A 16464-nucleotide genomic window follows, 5' to 3' on the forward strand; every position below is an offset into this window, starting at 1 on the left:
CCGCGCCCGGGCCGTGACACGGCTGTCGCAGCCGCGTTCGACCGAGTAACATCGCGATCATCGATGCGTGGAATTCACCGGCGGCAGTACGTAAGGCGGGGGAATGTCAATCCGGGTGCTTGTCTGCGACGAATTGCCAATTGTCAGAGATGGCCTCAGTACGCTGCTGGACAGCGAGCCCGACGTCTCCGTTGTCGACACCTCGGACAGCGGCAACCACGCGATAATGTTGGCCCGTACGCATCGGGTCGACGTCATCGTGACCGGCCTGAAATTGCGCGGCATTTCCGCCGTCAACCTCATTCACAAAATCAACGCCGAGAAATTGAGTCCCCGACCGCGTTTCGTGGTGTTCGCCACCGACGACAGCGACGACCTGGTCAGCAGCGTCTTCCAGGCGGGTGTCAACGGGATCCTCATGCCCGACGCCACCTGGGAGGAGGTCGCCGCCGCCGTACGGGCTGCGGCCGCCGGCCAGACCACCCTCGCGCCCCGGATAGCCGACCGGCTGGTCGACTGGTTCCGCCGCCGGCAGCCGTACCCCGAGGAGGTCTTCCAACCGGCGGTGTCCACCCTGACCCCACGGGAACGGCAGGTACTTCTGCTGATGGCCGACGGGAAATCGACCGAGGAGGTGGCGACCGAGTTGTCGATCGGCCTGACCACCGTACGCACCCACGTCTACCGGCTGCGGTGCAAACTCAACGTCAAGGACCGCGCCCAGCTGGTGTCCTTCGCCTACCGGGCCGGCCTGATGCAGCCCGCCTGACTCCGCCGCTCCGTTCGCGGTTGCCCTCGGGTGGCACACTGCCGCCGTGACGACGACCCGGACGGCGACGCCGCAGAAGGTCCACGCGTGGCAGCGCGTCCTGGTGGTGACCGCGCTGCTCGCCTCCGTGGCGATCCTCGGCTGGTCCTACCTGACGCGGGGCGACACCATCGCCTTCCGGTTCACGTGGATCCCGGTCGCGCTGACCGTGGTGCCGCTGCTCCTCGCGCGACGGCGACAGTTCACGTACGCCTGCCTGGTGGTGGGGGGCCTGCTGCTCGTCCTGGCGTGCGGGCCCGTGCCGGACGGGATCCTGCCGGCGGTGCTGGTCCTGCTGGCGACCACCGCGGACCCCCGGTGGTCGCCGTGGCGGGCCGGGCTGTCGGTGCTCGTCGGCGCGGCGCTGGTGGTCGTCCCGGTCGTGGCGTCGGCCGGAGCCGTGCGCGACTCGCTGACGGCCCCACAGGTGGGCTTCGTCGTCCACCGCAGCGCGAGTGCCGGGTTCACCGACCTCGTCGAGCCGGGAGGCCCGAGCGTGCGCGGCGTGCAGACCGTGCGCGGCAGCGGCGGCGAAGGACCGATCAGCTTCGTCGAGTTCGAGCCCGGTCTGTCGGCCGACGGACAGGACCAGCTCCGCCGCCGACTGGAGCAGGCGCCCGGGGTGACGAGGGTCTGCTCGTGGTACCGGAACAACCACCTGCGTTCCGCCTGCTGACCCACGCGTGACCACGCGACGGACGTGGCTACTGTCGAGCCATGTCGCTGCGTCCCGACGAGATCGAGGTGTTCGAGCGCTCCCGGCCCCGGCTGGAGGCGATCGCCTATCGACTGCTGGGCTCGGCCAGCGATGCCGAGGACGCGGTCCAGGACACGTTCCTGCGCTGGCAGGCCACCGACCGGGAGCGCGTGCAGACGCCCGAGGCATGGCTGACGAGGGTGCTCACCAACCTGTGCCTGAACCAGCTCACCTCGGCGCGCGCCCGGCGGGAGACCTACGTGGGCACCTGGCTGCCCGAGCCCGTCCTCGCCGGAGACCGGATGCTCGGCCCGGTGGACACCGTCGAGCAGCGCGAGTCGGTCTCGATGGCGGTGCTCACCCTCATGGAACGGCTGTCGCCCAACGAGCGCGCGGTGTACGTGCTGCGCGAGGCGTTCGGCTACCCGCACAGCGAGATCGCCGAGATCCTCGACCTCACCGAGTCGAACTGCCAGCAGATCTACCGGCGCGCCAAGCAGCACGTCGCCGCCGGCCGGGCGCGCGCCGACGTGGACGATGCCGCCGCACGGAAGATCGTCACCGAGTTCCTCACGGCGGCCAACAGCGGCCAGATCCAGCGGCTGGTCGAGTTGTTGACCGGGGACGTGACGAGCGTCGGTGACGGCGGCGGCAAGATCCCGGCCCGCACGACGCCGGTCGTCGGCGCGCTGGCGGTGGCGAAGTTCCTGCGCGGCCTGTTCCGGCCCAGCGACGTCAAACGGAACCTGGTGGGCGGCAGCAGCCCCGCCCTCTACGCCGAGATCGCCAACGGCGGCCCCGCGGTCGTCGTGGTGACCGGCGAGCAGGTCGTCGGCGTCATGTCCCTGGAGGTGACGCCCGAGGGAGTCGCGGCGATCCGCGTCCAGGTCAACCCCGACAAGCTCGAACGCGTCACCCGCCAGTGGTCCGTCACCACGCACTCCGAGCCACTCCTGCACGTCTGGTGACCCAGGTCATAGCCGCCTTCTGTCAGCAACGGCGTCGCCGCCCGGTTCAGGTAGCGACCATCGCCGAGACAGGAGTGCCGCCATGAAGCACCGCATCGTCGTCCTCGGAGCCGGCTACGCCGGAGCGATCGCCGCCGGCCGCCTGGCCCGCCGTCTGCACCCGGACGACATCGAGATCACCGTCGTGAACGCCGAACCCGACTTCGTCGAGCGGGTACGCATGCACCAGCTCGCCGCCGGCCAGGACCTGCCGCGCCGCGAGCTGAGCCGGGTGTACGCGGGCACCGGCGTGCGGGTCCGCGTCGCCCGGGTCACCGCCGTCGACGTCGACCGCCGGACCGTCGCGCTGGCCGACGAGCACGGCGCCGACGAGATCGCGTACGACACGCTCGTCTACGCCCTCGGCAGCGCCTCTGCCGACCACGGCGTTCCCGGGGTCGCCGAGCACGCGTACGACCTCGCGGGCCGACCGTCGGCGCTGCGGCTGCGTGACCGCCTCGCCCACCTCGCGGCCGGTCAGCGGGTGCTCGTGGTCGGCGGGGGCCTCACCGGCCTCGAGGCCGTCACCGAGATCGCCGAGGCCCGACCCGACCTCGACGTCGCGATCGCCGCCCGCGGCGGCCTCGGTGACTGGCTCAACGAGAAGGCGCGACAGCACCTGCGAGGCGTCACGGACCGGCTCGGCATCACGGTCCACGAGCACAGCGACGTCGTCCGGGTGGACCCGGCCGGCGTGGTCACCGCCGACGGTACGACGATCCCGGCCACGGTGACCGTCTGGACTACCGGCTTCGCCGTCCACCCCATCGCCGCCGCCACCACCCTGACCGTCGCGGCCACCGGTCAGATCGTCGTCGACGACACCATGAGGTCCGTCTCGCACCCCGACGTGTACGCCGTCGGCGACGCCGGACTCGCCGCCGGGCCGGGCGGCAAGCCGCTGCGGATGTCCTGCGCCTCGGGAACTCCGATGGCCTGGCAGGCAGCCGACGCGATCACCGCGCGGCTGACCGGCCGGACGAAGATGCCGAACGCTCCACTGCGCTACTTCAACCAGTGCATCAGCCTCGGCCGCCGCGACGGCATCATCCAGTACGTGACTGCGGACGACCGGGCCAAGCCGTCCCAGCTGACCGGACGGCTGGCGGCCCGCTACAAGGAGGTCGTCTGCAAGGGCGCCGCCTGGAGCATCTCCCACCCCATCCCGTACCCGGTTCGCCGCCACCGCGTCACGGCGACCCGGACGGAGGCCGGCGCGAGGGTGTGATCCTCAGGAGAACGTGCGACCTGCCCACGTCCGGAAGTCGGTCGTGGGCAGGCCGAGCGCCCGGGTGATCTCCGGACGGGCGGGGCTGCCGTTCTCGTTGATCCGCTCCACCGAATTGACCATGGCAGGGAGCAGTCCGCGTTCGACGGCTTCCTGCGGAGTGAGCACGGGCGCGGAGATCGTCCGGCCGGTGACCTCGCTGAGGATCGCGGCCACCTCGGTCATGGTGAGCAGGTCGCCGGCGAGTTCGACGTCCAGGCCGTCGAGCCTTCCCGGGTTCGTGAACGCGATCGCCGCGGCCTCCCCGATGTCGTCGACGGCGACCCAGGGAAGCCGCGTATCCGCCGCGAAGCCGGTGATGAGCGTGCCGCTGGACCAGTCGCCGAAGAGGTACGACCAGCCGACGAGGTTCTCCATGAAGGTCGAGGGCTTGAGCACGGTCGAGTGCGCGAAGCCGCCGGTGCGGACCATCTCGTCGATCGCCGCCTTGCTCTCCCAGTACTGCCTGTCCCAGCGGCCCTCGGCCCAGCCGGGCTGGCTGCGGTGGAAGTCGCCCGCACCCGACACGCTGCTGTGCACGACGTGTGCCACTCCCGCCCGGCGTGCGGCCTCGACGACGTTGCGACCGCGAGTCAGCTCGGCGTCGCCCTGCAGGTTCGTCACGTCGGGGAACGGGATCGAGAAGAGCCCGTCCATCCCCTCGGCGGCGGCGACCAGCGACGCCGGGTCGTCCAGATCACCCTTGACCAGTTCGGCGCCGCGCGCGGCCAGAGCCTGGGCACTGTCGGTGGAGACCTCACGGACGAGGGCACGGACGGCAACGCCACGGTCGAGCAGTGCGCGGGCGGTGGCTCCGCCCTGCTTGCCGGTCGCGCCGATGACAAGAACAGCCATGATGCACGCCTCCCAAATAAGTGGGGCATCCCCCCACTTGTCGTCGGCTACGATATGGGGGACCACCCCACTTGGCAAGGGCGGGCCATGAGAGCCGACGCACAACGCAACTACGACCTGATCGTGAAGGCGGCCGCCGCGGCGATCGCCCGCGACGGCGCGTACGCGTCCCTGGAGGAGATCGCCCGATCCGCCGGGGTGGGCTCGGCGACCCTGCACCGGCACTTCCCGTCCCGGTGGTCCCTGCTTCAGGCCGTCTTCCGAACGTGCGTGCGCAACCTCGCCGGCCGCGCCGACAAGCTACTGGCCGAGCCGGACGCTCTCGCCGCCCTCACCACCTGGCTGCGGGAGGTCACCCTGTACGCCACGACGACGCGTGGGCTCGCGGTGACACTGCTGAACGCTCCACCCGAGGAGAACGACACCTGCGGCGCGACGCTCAGCGCGGCGGGCGAGAAGCTGTTACGGCGAGCCGTCGAGCAAGGTTCCGTCCGTGCGGACGTCGCCATGGCGGACGTGATGACCCTCGCCAACGCCATCTCACTCGCCGCCCAACCGTCCGACGCCACGAAGGCGGAACGGCTCCTGGCCCTCAGCCTGGCGGGAATCCAGCCCCACGGACGGTGACCCGGCCGTCTTGACGCGATCGCCATGCTGGAGACCGGAGCCCCGACCCCCGCTGGAGGACCCGTGCGCAAGCCAGTCAGGACCGCCGCAGTCCTCGTCGGACTCGGTGTCGGGGCAGCGGTGGGCCCGTCCCTGGGGCCGGCCGCCGTCTGGTCCGGTGTCGCGGTCGCCGCGCTCGGCGTGGCGCTCTCGCTGGTCGGCTCCGGGGAGTCGAATCTCGTCGAGGACGGCCTGAGCGACCGCGGGGATGACGACCGGGCGGCCGGCGGAATGGCGGCCGCTGCCCCGCGACGGCGGAAGCGGGAGACGCCGACCCTCAGCGGCCTGGGTACCCGGGTGGAGCAGATCCTCGACCTCGCCGAGGAGCAGGCCGACGACCACCGCTCCGCCGCGCAGCGGGAGGCGGAGAGCATCGTGACCGCCGCGCGACGAGAGGCGGAGACGATCCTCAACCGGGCGCACCAGCAGGCGGCCGGGATCAGCGGCGTCCGCTGGGAGCCGCCCGCCTCCGATTCTCGAACTGAGCGTGACCCGACCTGAAGCCGGACCAGGTTGCCAAGCAGTCACCCTGAGTTAGCTCGCGAGAAGGGCGGAAGCACCACCGCTCCGTGAACACACTTCCTCGCGGAAAGTCCCCGGTTGATGACTTTCTGACGTCCTCCCACGTCAATGCCGTGATCATTGATCTCCGCGAAGATTACGGGCAGTGAGGCATCTACATTCGCTTGTCGCCACGGATAGTAATTGGCGGGATCGAGGTGACAAGGGAGAATGATGAACGAGACGTTGGTGGCTCCACTCTCCGCTTACGGAGTGTTGGCCCTGGCCCTGGCCATCGCCGGCCCGGTGACAGGGCTGGTACGGGCCTACCTCGCGTACCGAACACGCCTGCACGAGGAGCGCGAGACGTCGAGACGTACCGCCGTCCGCATGGCCGGCCTGGCCGGTCTCGTCACGTCGAGCGGGCGCGTCGTGCGGATCGTGGAACGTGATCGTGACGGGCAGCGCGAGGTGGACCTGGACGGCCGCGCCGGAGTGCGTTCAAGCGACCGGGAGGCCGCGTGAGCCCGATGGCGGGGACTGCGGCGCGCATGCCCGAACCACCGGACGCCGAAGCGGAGGCCGCGTGCCGCAAGGCCGAGCACGACCGGGAGTTCGCCGCTTTCGTGGAAGACAGCTACCACCGGGTCGAGCAGATCCTCCTGGCGCGATGCTGGGATCGCGAGGTCGTCCAGGACGCCCTCAACGACGCGTACCTGCATGGACGCGTCCAGTGGCCGAAGATCCGCAGCTACGCGAAGCCGATCGGCTGGCTGATCATCACGGCCCGGAACAAGATTCGTAAGGAGCAGCAGCGGCGTCAGCGCGAAGCGACGGTAGCGCCGGAGGACCTCCCGCCGGCGCCCGCTGGTGACGCCGCCGACTCCTGGGAAGCGGAGGAGTTGCTGCGGACCTGGCTGCACCAACTTCCGTCGCGACACGCCGAGGTGTTCCAGATGGAGCGTGCGGGCTTCTCCAACCACGAGATCGCCCACGTGCTCGGGTTGGCCGAGAGCAGCATCCGCGCGTACAAGCTCGCCGCGAAACGGCGGCTCCGTGAGCTGGCCCAGGAAGCTGGTTACGACGGCCGCAGACGCCTGGGAGGCAGCCGTGGATCTCGATGACATTCTGAAGCTCGCCGAGACGAGGGTGCCGAGCCCACTGGAACTCGCCCGCGCCCGGCGCGTCGCGCGGGCGGTCCAGAGCCAGTACGACCTCTCCGTAGCGGAGGGCTACGAGATCATCTCCGACACCGACGTCGTCGATCCCTTGACCTCGGAGGTCGACGAGGCGACCCGGATCGCGCGCGCCGCGCAGTTGGCGAAGCTCGGCACGATCACCTGGTCGTGTGGCGGTGGAAAGAGCGCGGCCCTCGCCCAGCTCACCTGGTCCGACGAGATGGCGATGATCTGCGGCCACCCGCCGGGCACGCTGCGTCTCACTCCGCGGGTCCTCGCCGACCTCGTGCACCCCGCGGACCTGGAGGACCTCCGCAGGGTCGTCCGGAGGGCGTGGGAGCGGCGCAGCCCGGAAGAGGTGACGTTCCGGGTGATCCAGCCCGGGGGCAGTGTCCGTCACCTGCACTGCCATGTCGAAGTTCTCACCACCGCCGGCAAACCAACCGGGATCATCGCCACCGGAGAGGACGCCACGGCGTTCGAACTGGCCCGACAGGAGCGCCGTCGTCTGTCCACCAGAAGCCGGATGCTCTGTGCCGACCTGGCGGCCCTCGACGGCGCGACCGGCCTGCCGCCGCGCAGCTACCTGATCGACGAGATCGACCAGGCACGTCGTACCACCGGCGGCGCGCTCGTCGTCGTGACGACCGAACCCACCACCCGGCTGGCCGATGCGATCACCGACGAGAGTCACGACCAGCTCACCGGAGAAGTGGCACGGCTCCTGCGGACGATCGTTGGCGACGACGTGGTCTGCGGGCTGGTCGGCCCCGGTCTCTGGGCGGTACTCCTGGCACCGGCCGAGGACCACGCCTCCGAGCCGGAGATGCTGGCTGCCAGAATCGTCGACACCTTCCGACGGCACCTGTTCAGCGTTCAGCACCGGACGGTACGGCTGAACACGTCGGCAGGGCTGGTGCACTTCTCCAGTGACGCCACGGCCACGGGGTTCGACCTGCTCCTCGACGGCGAGCACACCGCCCGCGACGCGCGACGCAACGGCCTGGCGGTCGCAGTCCTCGACCAGCCCGCGACGGACGCGGATCGGGTGGACCGCTGCCGAAGCCGGGTACGGCACGCGGTGTCGGCAAACCGGTTCGCGCTCTACGCCCAGCCCATCGTCGACCTCGGCCTCAACGAGGTCACCCGCCACGAGATCCTGCTTCGAGTCCGCAGCGACGCCGGCGAGCCCATGGCGCCGTGGGCGTTCCTGGAAATGGCCGAGCGCGTCGGCGAGATCCTCACGGTGGACAAGTGGGTCATCGACCACGCGCTCGAACTGATCGGCCGGGGAGCCCAGACCTCCCATTACCAGGTCAACATCTCCGGCAGCTCGCTCGCCGACCCTGGTCTGCTCACGTACGTCACCGAGGCGATACGCCGGCACAAGGTCAATCCCGATTGCCTGACCTTCGAGATCACCGAGACAGCCCTCATCGAGAACCGCAACGGTGCCCTGGCCTTCGCCAGGGGTATCAGGCAGATCGGCTGCCAGCTCGCACTTGACGACTTCGGTACCGGCTACGGCGCCCTCGTCCACCTGAAGATCCTGCCGGTCGACCTCGTCAAGATCGACGGTGTGTTCATTGTCGATCTGTGCAGGTCGCCGGCGGACCAGGCCGTGGTGTCGACGATGGTGAAGCTCTGTCACACGCTCGGCATCCGTGTCGCCGCCGAATATGTCCAGGACGAGGCGACGCTGACTCTCTTGAAGAGCTGCGGAGTCGACTTCGCGCAGGGCTACCAGACCGGAAGGCCGGAACCGATAGCCGTGAACGCGGAGCAACAGGTACGGACGATCGAGTTCGAGCTCCGGCTCCCTCCCCAGTACACCGCCATGGGCTGAGGTTCCCGGTGGGCGCTCGGCGTGCGACGCCGCCCCGCGCGGATCGGTGGGTACCGATCCACCGGGGCGGCGGAACGAGCTGATGACGGCTCAGTGGTCGGTGGCGCACAGAGCGGTCTCGACGCTCTCGTTCACGTCGGCGAGCATCTGCTCACCGGTCGGCAGTCCGGTCACGGCGACCACGGCCCCACGGCCGTCGCGGGTCACCAGGTTGCGGGTCTCGAAGCCCTGGATGTCGCCCCCGTGGCCCCAGGCCTCGCCACCGCAGGGCAGCTCGTGGCGCGCGATGCCCAACCCGTAGGCGTACTCGCCGGTCGGCTCGAAACCGGGCGCGGGAACGGTGGTCATCATCGCCTTCTGCTGCGCCGGCTTGAGCAGTCGGCCGTCGACGAGCGCCTGGAAGAAGGTCCGCAGCTCGTCCGGGGTGGAGACCAGTTGGCCGGCGGCCCAGCCCAGCGACGGGTCCATGTCGGTGACGTCCGTCCACGGCGCGCCCGGGGCCACCCCGACGTAACCGTGCGGGTGCGTACCCCGAAGAGACTGCTCTCCCACCCCCGGCCAGTAGGTGTCGCGCAGGCCGAGCGGCCTGATGATCCGGTTGGTGATCTCCTCGCCGATGGGACGCTCGGTGACCTGCTCGACGATGAGCCCGGCGAGGACGTAGTTGGTGTTGCTGTACTCCCAGGTCGCGCCGGGCGCGAAGTGCGGAGCGTTCGTCAGCGCGGCGTCCACCAGCCGCCTCGGCTGGTAGTACGAGTGGCTCTTGTCGACGAGGTCCTGCGGCCTGGTGAACAGCACGTCGTCGTAGTCCGCCAGGCCGCTCGTCTGCTGCAACAGCTGACGTACGGTGATCTTGTTGCCATCGTTGCCGTGACCTCGCACGACCCCGGGCAGGTAGTGCTCGACCGTGGCCTCCAGGTCGATACGCCCCTCCCCCACCAGTTGCAGGACGACCACCGCGGTGAAGGTCTTGGTGTTGCTGCCGATGCGAACCTGACCGTCCCGGGGAACCGGGCGGCGCGTCTGGAGGTCGCCGACCCCGGCGGTGTAGTCGCGGACGCGGCCGTCGGCCCCCCGCACGGAGGCGAGAACGCCCGGGAAGCCACTGTCGCTGACCAGGTCGTCCAGTTGCCGCTGGACGGCGTCGCGTGGGCCTGTCGGCCGAGCGCCGTCGGTGGCGGCGAACGCGGCGGAGCCGGTCAGGACGGTGGCGGCGGCCAGTGTCGCGGCGAGAGCCCGCAGGGCCCGGCGGCGGCGCGTGGACGTAACGGCATGCGGGGGCATGACTGCTCCTCTGCTTCGGAAACGCTTTACCCCCTCAAGGGTTCAAGAATTCCGATACCGGGACGATCCCCCCTGCTGCCCTCCTCGGGGTACAGCCTGCGCTACCCGGCCGGCCGGGCCTGCCCGACCACGCGAGCGGCTGGCCGTGACGGTGGTGGTGAGCGGTATACCCCAGTGGACGGTTCATACCTCTGCGGTATACCGCTCTTCGGTGCACCTAGAACCCGCTCCAGGGGCGGGTCGAGCACTTCCACGTCTTGCCGTCGTTGTGCGAGACGCAGACCACCAGGATCTTCCCGATGAAGGGAAGGCCGAAGGTGAAGATGTGGATGGTGGTCTTCCGGTACGGCACGCCGGACTTCTCGGCGATGTCGGCCAACGCCCAGCCGGTGTCCGGCGTCTGCACGGTCGCCACCCGGCGCAGCGAGTCGACGTCCTTGCCGTCCAGCAGCGCCTGGATCTCGTCCGCCGAGGGCTCAGCGTCACCGGTGAGCGTGTCGACGGCGTACGGTCCCTCGACGGCGACCCCGTTGACCTTCTCGAAGGCTGTCTTCGTCGCGCCGACCGTCGTGTCGCCGGAGAGGTCGAGGGTGCGCAACAGATCGCCCGACCGGCGCGACAGCAGGCACTCCCACACGGACTTCCCCGATGCCACACACATCGTCAGGCACCACTCCCGGCCTCCGGGGACGGAGGACGCGAAGAGCAGGGTGCCGCCGCTGCCGCTCCTGCCGTCGTACGCGCCGTCGGCCAGGTCGGCCATGGTCGTGCCGAGGATGTCCCGGCCGCCGGGCATCGTGCCCAGGACCGTGACACCGTCGACCTTCTCGCCGGCGACGAGTGCCGCGAACTGGTCGACCGTGACGTTCCGACCGCCGGTGTCGACGGCCAGCACCGTGTTCAGGTCACCGACATCCTGGCCGGTGACGTCCTCGAACTGTCGCAGCACCGTTCCCGGAGCACCGGGCTGGTCGGTGACCGTCGTCCGGGCGTCCCCCTCGGCCGCCCGCGACGGCGCGTACGATGCCACCAACCCGACGACGAGTGCCACGGCGACGACTCCGACGCGCCTGGCGATGTCCCGCGCTACCAGCGACATGTGACCACCACGCCCAGGCCGCTGGGTGAGAGACCCCAGTCGCAGTGCCGCTCGAACCAGCCGCCGATGTCGCTGATCGTGTCCGCGACCCATGCGAACACCGACTTGATCGCGCCCCAGAGGCTGAAGTAGACGACGGTGGTCTCGGGTGTGCCTCCGGCCTCGTCGATGACGTCCTTCGCCGACCTGGCGGCGTCCGGCTTGTCGATCGTGTCCAGCACCGGTACGCCAGTGGTGTCCTTGCCGGCCAGCAGCGCCGCGATCTCCTCAGGGGTCCGCTCCTTGCCGTCGTCGACCGCCACGATCGCGCGGTCGACGACCACCTCCGCGCTGCCGGTGACGGCCTGGGCGATGGCGGTGATCTCGCCGATCGTCAGGTCGTTACCGAGCGCCGGACCGGTGAACCGCCGCACGGAGACGGCGCCGGACGGGTCGACGACGACCTCGTCCGCCACGATCGCGTCGTCCGCGCCGAACGGGTCCCAGGCGAAGATCCACTGTCCGCTGTCGCAGCGGAACCGGCCGTGCTCCCGGCCCTCCGGCTCGGTCCCGGTGCGGACGATCCCGCCGCGCTCGTCGACGTACTGGACCACGCAGTCGGCGCCCTTGGTCGGCGGCTTGTCGGTCTGCGCCAGCGCGGTGGTGGACGTGGCCAGCACCGTTGCGCCGGCCACTCCCATCACCGCGAGGCGGCGTGCCAAACGACTCATCGAACACTCCATTCCTGGTGGGAAACTGGTGTCCGAAGAGTGCCGAGCCGCCCTGAAACGGCCCGGAAACGGCGCTGAAAGCGGGGTACGTCAGCCCGAGCGGGTGGCGTCGAGCTGCGCGAGGTCGGCGCGGACCGCATCGGCGCCGGAGTCGCCGAGTTCATCGAGGATGCGCAGCGCGCGGCGCCAGGCGGCACGTGCGGCGCCCAGGTCGTCGAGGGCCCGATGGCTACCGCCGAGGTTGACGTACGTGCTCGCTTCGGCGTACCGGTCGTGGACCTGGCCGAAGAGTTCCAGGGCCCTGGAGTAGCAGGCGACGGCCTGCCGGTCGTCGCCGAGCTGGTGGTGGGCGTGGCCGAGGCTGTCCCAGGTGTCGGCCTGCCCCTGGACGTCGTCCACCTCCTGCAACATCCGCAGCGCCTCCCCGCAGGAGGTGAGGGCGCGGTGGTGGTCGCCGAGCAGCCCTTCCTGCCAACCGACCGCGTTGAGGGTGTAGCCCTGCCCGGCCCGGTTGCCGGCCCGCCGGAACAGGGTCAGCGCCCGCCGGGAGTGCCCGAGCGCCTCGCAGATGTCGCCCCGCCGCTCGGCGAGCTGACCGAGGTTCAGACAGGTGTGTGCCCGTCCGGCGTCGTCGCCGACCTCGCCGAACAGGTCGAGCGCGCGCCGCAGGTGGTCGTCCGCCTCGTCGTACCGGCGGAGCCGCGAGCAGGCGAGACCGAGGCTCCGGTGCGCGTGCCCCTGCCCGGTGCGATCTCCGATGCGGGACGCGGCAGCGAGGGCGATCTGCTGCGTGCCGAGCCAGTCCTGCCAGTGTCCCTGCCGGTGCAGGTAGCCGGCCATGGTCCAGGCGAGTCGCCAGGCGTGCCCCTCGAACCCGGACCGCGCCGCGAGCGGCACGGCGGCCAGCAGGACGGGGATCTCGGCGGCGAACCACGCCGAAGCGGCCGACCGGTTCCGAGGGCTCTCCGGCGTCACGCCCGCGTGCGGGGCCGGCAGGCTGATCGTGCTGAAGTGCGGATGCAGCGCCAGGTCGGCCACGTGCGCGGCGTGCAGGCAGTGGTCGAGCAGCCGCTGGACCGCCGCACGGCGGTCGGCGGCCGACTCCGCCTCGTCGGCGAGACCGGCGGCGTACGCGCGCAGCAGGTCGTGGAACGCGTACCGCCCGTACGTGTGCTCGGCGAAGAGGTTCGCCCGGGTCAGCTCGGCGAGCAGGGGGCCGATCGCCTGCGGGCTGCTGCCGGCGAGACTGGCCACGGCCGACGCGGCGACGTCCGGGCCGGGGTGCAGGCTCAGCAGCCGGAACAGCCGTACCGCCGCCGGGCTGAGGGTCCGGCACGACCAGGAGAAGACGGCCCGGACGTCGGTGGTCGCGTCCCCGCCGTGGAAGGCGTCCAGACCGCCCAGCTCGCTCGCCACGGAGGCCAGCGAGAAGCGCGGGTTGGTGGCCGCCCGGGCGGCGACGATGGCGAGGGCGAGAGGCAGCCGCGCGCAGCGGTCGGCGATGTCGTCCGCCGCGGCGGGTTCGGCGGCGACCGGGCGCGCGCCGAGCCGACGGACGAGCATGTCGCGGGCCTCGTCGGGGCTCAGCAGGTCGAGGACCACCGGCTGGGCGCTCTCGGTGACGACAAGTGGAACGAGCTGATCGCGGCTGGTGACGACCGCGAGGCAGTCCGGCGAGCCGGGCAGCAGCGGCCGCACCTGGTCCGCGTCGCGCGCGTTGTCCAGCACCACCAGCAGACGCCGGCCCGCCACCAGCGTCCGGTAGCGGCTCACCATCGAGTCCGGATCGCTCGGCATCCGTGCCGGCGCAACGCCGAGCGCCTCCAGGAAGCCGTGCAGCACCCGCATCGGGTCGGTCGGCGTGGCCGCCGGGTCGAAGCCGCGCAGGTTGACGTAGAGCTGCCCGTCGGGAAAGCGCTCGGCCACACGGTGCGCCCAGTGCACGACGAGGGCGGTCTTGCCGACGCCGGCCGTGCCGGAGACCACCACGGCGCCGCCCCGGTCGACCAGCGCGTCCAGGGCCGCCAGCTCCGCCGCACGCCCGGTGAACGTGGGTACGGGCGGAGGCAACTGCGCCGCCACCGCCCGTGCGGGTACGACCGGCGCCGGGGTGGCCGGCGCGGGCGCGGCGATCGCGGCGTCCTGGCGCAGGATGGCCGCCTGGAGATCCTTGAGCCGTGGACTGGGGTCGATGCCGAGGTTCTCCCGGAGGCCGTCACGCAACCGCCGGTACGTGGCGACCGCCTCGCCCTGCCGACCGTCCCGGTACAGGGCGAGCATCAGGTGGGCGTGCAGGTGCTCGTCGAAGGGATGCTGTCGGACGAGCCGTTCGAGGCCGGGAACGAGTCGCGTGTGCTCACCGGCGCGGAGCCGCGCTTCGGCGAGCGCCCGTTCGGCCTCCAACCGCAGGCGGGCCAGGTGCTCGGCCTGCTCCTCGAGCCAGGGCGAGCCGGTGACGTCGGCGAGCGGCGGGCCACGCCACAGCGCCACCGCGGCGGTCAGGCGAGCCACCCGCTCCGCCGGATCCGTCGTACGCCGAGCCCGGTCGAGAAGGTGCTCGGCGGCCTGGACGTCCGTGGACTCCGGCCCGGTGTCGAGCAGATAACCGGGCCGACGCGCCACGATCGATCCGGGCTCGCCGAGCACCCCGCGCAGGTAGGAGACGTGGCGTTGCAGCGTGTTCTCGGCCGTCGCGGGTGGGCGCTCACCCCAGACCACGTCGACGAGTCGGTCGACGCTCACGACCCGGCCCACGTGCAGCGCCAACGTCGCCAGAACCGCCTTGCGGCGTACACCGTTCACCGCCTGCGGACCGGCGGAGACGACCACCTCCACCGGCCCGAGCAGCCGGACGCGTACGCCCGAGTCCGCGATCGACGTCACCGGCTCAGGCTAGGTCCGCGGCCTCGTACGCTCGATCTGTTCGTCGCCCAATGGACACGAGCCGTCACTCTCGACGGTCAGCGCGGCGGAGCATCTCCTCCATCTCGGGGTCGGGCATGATCTCCCGGACCTCCTGGGCGCAGCGGCAGCCGGCGGCGAACTTGGCAGCCCACCCGAGCGCCTCCTCACGGGTGGCCACGTCGACGACCACGAACCCGCCGATGACCTCCTTGGTCTCCGGGTAGGGGCCGTCGGTGACCGACCCGTTGGTGGACACGATGCTGGCCCGCTGCCGTTCCAGGCCCCCGCCGAACACCCAGACGCCCGCGTCGACGGCCTCCTGGACCACGGCGTGCGCCGACTTGCCCACCTCGGGCATCTCCTCGGCGGGGATGTGGTCCATCGCGCCGTCGTTGAACGAGATCAGGTATCGCGCCATCTCACATTCCCTTCCTCCGGGCGGCCTCCGTCGACCGCCTCCACCCGTACCACGAACGGCCGGACCCCGATTCGACAGCGTGCCCTGGTTTTCGTGGCGTGGCCGTGGCGTGGTGTTCGTGGCGTGGTGTTCGTGGCAGCAACTTCGGGGATGTTGCTGTCTCCCGCGCGGCTGAGGCAGCAACTTCAGGGATGTTGGGCAGATCTTGGGCGTCGATCAGGCCTCAGCTGGTTGTTCTTACCAGGCGGTAAAGGTCCTGGCGCACCGCCGGCCAGCCGTCGCCGAGCGCGTGCCGAGCCGCGCCCAGCGCGTCGGCGACGGTCACCCCCGCGCCCAGCGCTGCGTGCAGGGCGTGCACGGCGTCGGCGCCGGCCCGGACATCGTCGACCTGCGCCACGAGGCGGGCGATCCGCCACCGGGTCCCCTCGTCCACGGTCAGCCCTCGTTCGACGGCCTCGACCGCCTGCCTCGCCAGGTCGTCGTCGCTGAACCGGAACCGCGTGGTCACCGCCCGTACGGCGTGCGCCACCGCCGCCCGCCGTACCTGATCCGGCGCGGCCCGCAGCCGCGCGTCCAGGTCGGGCTCGTAGTGACCGAAGTTCGACGGCGGCCTGGGGTCGGCCGGGATGTGCGGCAGCCGCACGGTCACCCACGGCCCGGCCTGCGGATCGGCCCCCTCGTCACCCATCCACTCGGCCGGCAGCCGCACCCCGGTCCGCCGCTCCACGAACGCCATCGCCGCGGACCGCTCGTACCCGGTGCCGCGCGCGGCCCGTACGTCGTCCAGGTCGTCGGCGAACGCGGACGGGTCGTCGCCGTGCCGCCGCTCCGGGTCGTTCAGGTCCATCCAGGCGAGCACCCGGCCGTACACCGCGTACGTCAGGCCGCCGTTGCCGTTCACGGTCCACTCGACGGTGTGCACCCGCGTACCGTCGCTGAGCCAGCGCAGCACCTCGGGCCGGCTCAACGCGCAGCCATTGTCCTGGAACACCAGCACGTTCGGCCCGATCTGCACCAGGTCGGCAAGCTCGCCCGACTGGTCGTCACCCGGCTCGACACGCCGGGCCCGCAGCCGCTCGACGACCCCGTCGACGGTTGCCTCGACACTCGCCGGCTGCACCACGGCCCAGCTCAGCCCCTCGGCGAGCCAGTCCCGCTCGGCGAGGAAATCGTCGTAGTACCGCACCACGTCCGACACCATCGGAACACGGTACGACGATCATC

General features: G+C 71.1%; 15 protein-coding genes and 1 pseudogene. 9 read left to right on the top strand and 7 right to left on the bottom strand.

The features are described 5' to 3' along the window. Positions 1–103: 103 nt before the first annotated feature. The 4 genes from ACQPZK_RS24190 (at position 104) to ACQPZK_RS24205 (ending at position 3740) form a co-directional block, all read left to right on the top strand. A complete protein-coding gene (locus tag ACQPZK_RS24190) occupies positions 104–769 on the top strand; it encodes a LuxR C-terminal-related transcriptional regulator (RefSeq protein ID WP_433535170.1) in 666 nt (221 codons plus the stop codon). A gap of 46 nt (positions 770–815) precedes the next feature. After that, a complete protein-coding gene (locus ACQPZK_RS24195; RefSeq protein ID WP_433535171.1) occupies positions 816–1484 on the top strand; it encodes a hypothetical protein in 669 nt (222 codons plus the stop codon). A gap of 41 nt (positions 1485–1525) precedes the next feature. Continuing rightward, positions 1526–2473, top strand: a complete 948-nt coding sequence (locus tag ACQPZK_RS24200) for an RNA polymerase sigma-70 factor (RefSeq protein ID WP_433535172.1) — start codon at positions 1526–1528, stop codon at positions 2471–2473. An 82-nt stretch (positions 2474–2555) separates the two neighbouring features. After that, a complete protein-coding gene (locus ACQPZK_RS24205; protein ID WP_433535173.1) occupies positions 2556–3740 on the top strand; it encodes an NAD(P)/FAD-dependent oxidoreductase in 1185 nt (394 codons plus the stop codon). A gap of 3 nt (positions 3741–3743) precedes the next feature. Here the strand turns inward: ACQPZK_RS24205 and ACQPZK_RS24210 are convergent, their stop codons facing one another. Beyond that, a complete protein-coding gene (locus ACQPZK_RS24210) occupies positions 3744–4634 on the bottom strand; it encodes an NmrA/HSCARG family protein (RefSeq protein ID WP_433535174.1) in 891 nt (296 codons plus the stop codon). Positions 4635–4721: 87 nt separating this feature from the next. Between ACQPZK_RS24210 and ACQPZK_RS24215 the strand changes: the two genes are divergently transcribed. The 5 genes and pseudogenes from ACQPZK_RS24215 (at position 4722) to ACQPZK_RS24235 (ending at position 8825) form a co-directional block, all read left to right on the top strand. Further along, positions 4722–5261: a TetR/AcrR family transcriptional regulator gene (locus tag ACQPZK_RS24215; RefSeq protein ID WP_433535175.1), complete on the top strand. Its 540-nt coding sequence runs from the start codon at positions 4722–4724 to the stop codon at positions 5259–5261. A gap of 306 nt (positions 5262–5567) precedes the next feature. Continuing rightward, a pseudogene (locus ACQPZK_RS24220) lies at positions 5568–5709 on the top strand (cell division protein DivIVA); the annotation flags it as partial. A gap of 341 nt (positions 5710–6050) precedes the next feature. Next, positions 6051–6326, top strand: coding sequence for a hypothetical protein (locus tag ACQPZK_RS24225; protein ID WP_433535176.1), 276 nt, complete (start codon positions 6051–6053; stop codon positions 6324–6326). A gap of 26 nt (positions 6327–6352) precedes the next feature. Then, complete coding sequence (locus ACQPZK_RS24230) at positions 6353–6925, top strand: RNA polymerase sigma factor (RefSeq protein WP_433535177.1); 573 nt, start codon at positions 6353–6355, stop codon at positions 6923–6925. Then, positions 6912–8825 (top strand): EAL domain-containing protein, encoded by a 1914-nt coding sequence (locus ACQPZK_RS24235; protein WP_433535178.1) that lies wholly within the window; start codon positions 6912–6914, stop codon positions 8823–8825. The genes ACQPZK_RS24230 and ACQPZK_RS24235 overlap by 14 nt, the downstream gene beginning before the upstream one ends. A gap of 90 nt (positions 8826–8915) precedes the next feature. Here the strand turns inward: ACQPZK_RS24235 and ACQPZK_RS24240 are convergent, their stop codons facing one another. The 6 genes from ACQPZK_RS24240 to ACQPZK_RS24265 form a co-directional block, all read right to left on the bottom strand. Next, positions 8916–10109: a serine hydrolase domain-containing protein gene (locus ACQPZK_RS24240; protein ID WP_433535179.1), complete on the bottom strand. Its 1194-nt coding sequence runs from the start codon at positions 10107–10109 to the stop codon at positions 8916–8918. Between the two features lie 217 nt (positions 10110–10326). Beyond that, positions 10327–11208, bottom strand: coding sequence for a hypothetical protein (locus tag ACQPZK_RS24245; RefSeq protein ID WP_433535180.1), 882 nt, complete (start codon positions 11206–11208; stop codon positions 10327–10329). Next, the gene (locus ACQPZK_RS24250) at positions 11196–11918 is read right to left on the bottom strand and encodes a hypothetical protein (protein WP_433535181.1); all 723 of its coding nucleotides are present in this window, start codon (positions 11916–11918) and stop codon (positions 11196–11198) included. Before ACQPZK_RS24250 ends, ACQPZK_RS24245 begins: the two co-directional genes overlap by 13 nt. Before the next feature lie 90 nt (positions 11919–12008). After that, on the bottom strand, positions 12009–14801 hold the full coding sequence (locus ACQPZK_RS24255) for a BTAD domain-containing putative transcriptional regulator (RefSeq protein WP_433535182.1): 2793 nt from the start codon (positions 14799–14801) through the stop codon (positions 12009–12011). 64 nt (positions 14802–14865) lie between these two features. Then, on the bottom strand, positions 14866–15240 hold the full coding sequence (locus ACQPZK_RS24260; protein WP_433535183.1) for a YciI family protein: 375 nt from the start codon (positions 15238–15240) through the stop codon (positions 14866–14868). 223 nt (positions 15241–15463) lie between these two features. Then, complete coding sequence (locus ACQPZK_RS24265; RefSeq protein ID WP_433535184.1) at positions 15464–16441, bottom strand: DUF6461 domain-containing protein; 978 nt, start codon at positions 16439–16441, stop codon at positions 15464–15466. Positions 16442–16464: the final 23 nt, after the last annotated feature.

Origin of the sequence: Micromonospora sp. CA-249363, from assembly GCF_050950185.1 — a bacterium.
Lineage (GTDB): Bacteria > Actinomycetota > Actinomycetes > Mycobacteriales > Micromonosporaceae > Micromonospora.